This is a genomic window from Crossiella sp. S99.2, from assembly GCF_023094165.1.
GTDB lineage: Bacteria > Actinomycetota > Actinomycetes > Mycobacteriales > Pseudonocardiaceae > Crossiella.
The window spans coordinates 1-3,003 of record NZ_JALMDK010000007.1 but is presented as its reverse complement, the minus strand read 5'-3'; the positions used below and the strand labels follow the sequence as shown (position 1 = coordinate 3,003).

General features: G+C 71.3%; 4 protein-coding genes. 1 reads left to right on the top strand and 3 read right to left on the bottom strand.

Annotation, left to right across the window (positions count from 1 at the left end; translation table 11 throughout):
• Positions 1 to 414: 414 nt before the first annotated feature.
• Genes MZC64_RS26630 through MZC64_RS48035 form a run of 3 tightly spaced genes read right to left on the bottom strand, consistent with a single transcriptional unit; the run spans position 415 to position 1,898 of the window.
• A complete protein-coding gene (locus MZC64_RS26630) occupies positions 415 to 1,626 on the bottom strand; it encodes an FAD-dependent oxidoreductase (protein ID WP_247762135.1) in 1,212 nt (403 codons plus the stop codon).
• Positions 1,623 to 1,745 (bottom strand): hypothetical protein, encoded by a 123-nt coding sequence (locus MZC64_RS48040; RefSeq protein ID WP_282105971.1) that lies wholly within the window; start codon positions 1,743 to 1,745, stop codon positions 1,623 to 1,625. Before MZC64_RS48040 ends, MZC64_RS26630 begins: the two co-directional genes overlap by 4 nt.
• Positions 1,746 to 1,772: 27 nt before the next feature.
• Positions 1,773 to 1,898: a hypothetical protein gene (locus tag MZC64_RS48035; protein ID WP_282105970.1), complete on the bottom strand. Its 126-nt coding sequence runs from the start codon at positions 1,896 to 1,898 to the stop codon at positions 1,773 to 1,775.
• Positions 1,899 to 2,056: 158 nt separating this feature from the next.
• On the opposite strand from MZC64_RS48035, the gene MZC64_RS26625 reads away from it, so the two are divergent.
• Positions 2,057 to 2,869, top strand: coding sequence for an aminoglycoside 6-adenylyltransferase (locus MZC64_RS26625; protein WP_247762137.1), 813 nt, complete (start codon positions 2,057 to 2,059; stop codon positions 2,867 to 2,869).
• Positions 2,870 to 3,003: the final 134 nt, after the last annotated feature.

Below are 3,003 nucleotides of genomic sequence, written 5' to 3'. Positions count from 1 at the left end.
CGGTGGCGGCTCGGGCGAGGACGTTGCGCCAGCGGCGGTAGCTGCCCGAGCGAGTAGGTTGCGCGTGCCGGAGCAGCGGCGCGGCGGGGTCGGGCGGCGCGGCAACCGGGTTGTCCCTGCGCGCCAACCGAACGGTCGGTCGGCGGACGTGATCCGGTCGCACCGGGCGAAGCTGGGGCGGGGTCGGCGGTTGGGGGTGGTGCCGCCGACCCCGCTTGCGTGCCGGGTGGGTCTCGACAGCGACGAATTCGTCGGGGTGAGGTCGTCGCGCCGCCCGGCGGAATGGTGGTCCGTGTTGAACCGAGTATGGCCGGTAATCGTGTGCTGGCAACGGTTCTGGTACCAAAGTCCGGCCATGGCTGCCCGAAGGGTCAGTCTTTCGTCCTCGCGCTGCCGGGGCCGGCGGCAAGTGGGTCAGCGGTCCAGCAGGGTGGTGTCCAGCCGGGGTGGACGTGGACCGTAGGCGTTGCGGCGGGCGGAGCGGGTGCGGATCCAGGGCAGGGCGGTGAGCAGGCGCAGGAACGAGGGCGGCGCGAGGTTCTTGCCCTGTTCGCGGGCGGTGGCCACGCGGCGTTCGATGCGGGTCTGGTCTGCCTGCACCTGGACGATGGCGGGTTCTCTGGCGGCTTGGATCGCGGCGAGGGTGGACTCGGTGAGAGCGCCTGCGCGCAACGCGGGGATCAGCTGGTTGGCGGCTTCGACCGCGTCCTGGACCGCCATCAGGATTCCGTTGCCGCCCACCGGGGAGATGACGTGCGCGGCGTCGCCGAGCAGCAGCACACCCGGGCGGTGCCAGCGCGGGGCACGGGCGATGTCCAGGGACAGCAGGGTGATCTGGTCGAAGCCGGTCAGCTGGGTGATGCGGTCGGTCAGCCAGGGGACGTGCCGGTGGATGAAGTCCTGGATGGGGGTCACGCCGGCCTGTTTCGCCGCCGGGAAGCCGCCTTTGGGCAGGGTGTAGCCGATCTGCCAGTCGGTGACGCCGCCGAGCAGCGCGACGTAGTGGTCGCGGCCGAAGTACAGGTCGACGTCGGCCTCCGGTGGATCCGCCGGGTGCCGGGGCAGCCGGAACCAGAGCAGATCGCTGCTGGCGCCCAGGGGTTCGACCGGCAAGTCGGCCAGGCGGCGCAGGCGGGAGAAGCGGCCGTCGGCGCCGATGACCACGGTGGCGGGCAGGTCGTGTTCGCCGTGCTCGTCCCGGTAGCGGACGCCGGTGACCGCCTCGCCCTCGCGGAGCAGGCCGATCACCTTGGCGGCCATCCGGATCTGGCAGCTGGGCAGGGCCTGTGCCTTGCCGGCGAGGAAATCCAGGAAGCGGACCTGCGGCATCAGCGCCACGTAAGGGAACGGCGAGTCCAGGCCGCGGTAGTCGGCGGCGGTGATGGTGCCGTGCGGGGTGTGGAAGCGGAAGCTGCGGGCCGGGTGGTGCGGCAGGCGGAGCAGATCCTCGGCCAGGCCCAGGGTGTCCAGGAGTTCCAGGGTGTAGGGATGCAGGGAGTCACCGCGGAAGTCACGGTCGAAGTCGGGCTGGGCCTCCAGCAGGGTCACCGGCACCCCGGCGCGGCCCAGCAGGTAGGCGAGCACCATGCCGCCGGGACCGCCCCCGGCCACCACCACCCCGGTCACCAGTGGGACCCGCCGACCAGCTCGGCCCGGATCGGCTGGGTGCAGGCGCGTGGGGTCTCCGCTGCCGCGAGGTACTCGGTGGTGCCGGCCAAATCGGTAGCCCCGGCAAAAATGTTCACCGGGACATCTTGCCCGCTCCGCCCGCCTCAGTCCTGCCCCGCGGCCTGGCTCTCCACCACCGGCTCGGGCGCCCCTGCCTCCTCGCGTCCCTTGGTGAGCGTGGCGGCGCTCCACTGCTGCTCATCGTGCTCGTTCAACCGGTGTCGCCCCATGATCGGCACCTCCCCGTGGTTGCGGCGGGAATACCCCGTAGGCGATGGGTCGAATCCGCGGGTCTGGGCAGTGTCACCACTCCGGGTTACGCGTCTCTACCGACCGGTCGGTAGAGACGCGAAGGTCGCTGTCGCCGGGGCGCGGGTAGCGTGGCTTTGTGATCACCGAAGCGGGGCTCGCCGGGTGGGCGGCGGGCAGGGCGGATATCCGGCTGGTGTTGCGCACCGGCTCACGGGCGCGACGGGACGGCACCGCGGATGCCTTCTCCGACCACGACATCGAGCTGTTCAGCACCGATCCCGACTTCTACGCCGAGGACGCGGACTGGCCGGCCGAACTCGGCCCGGTGCTGGTCAGCGTCGGCCTCGACGGACCGTGGGACAACCCGGCCCGGTTGGTGCTGTTCACCGACGGCGTCAAGGCCGACTTCCAGGTGGTGCCGTTGTCGCTGCTGGATGAGTTGGCCGGGGAACTCGACGAGCTGCACGAACGCGGGTACGAGGTGCTCTACGACCCGGACGGATTGGCCGCGCGGTTGCCCGCGCCCACCGGCCGGCCGCGGCCGGAACCCGTGACCGAGCCGGACTTCCAGGAACTGTGCGCGGAGTTCTGGTTCGAGATCGCGCACCTGCCGCGGTACCTGGCCCGCGGGGAGCTGTGGGTGGCGAAGTCGCGGGACTGGACGACCAAGGAACTGCTGCAGACCCTGGTCGAGTGGCATGCCCAGGCGGTGCGCGGGGCGGACTTGGACGTGTGGCACGGCGGCACCCGGATGCGGGACTGGGCCGCCCCCGGGGTCTGGGACCGGTTGCCGTCGACCTTCGGCGAGTTTGACGCGGCGGACGCGCGGCGGGCCGCCCATGCGACCGGGGTGCTGTTCGCCGAACTGGCCCGCGAGGTCGCCAAGGCCCACGACTTCACCTACGACCCAGCCCCCGAAACCGCGATCCTGCCCCAACTAACCCCCTGACCCCGCCCCACAACGGCCAACACCCCGTACGACAACCGCCAACACCCGGTACGACAAGGTGGTTTCTAGGGGTCGTTGCATCGTCTGAGGTCAGGAAGCACGATGACCTTCCCGATCCGCCCCGACCGCACACC

Bases quoted from the DNA above. Each gene is read 5' to 3' on its own strand.
- MZC64_RS48035 (WP_282105970.1), bottom strand. From the start codon at position 1,898: ATGGGGCGACACCGGTTGAACGAGCACGATGAGCAGCAGTGGAGCGCC.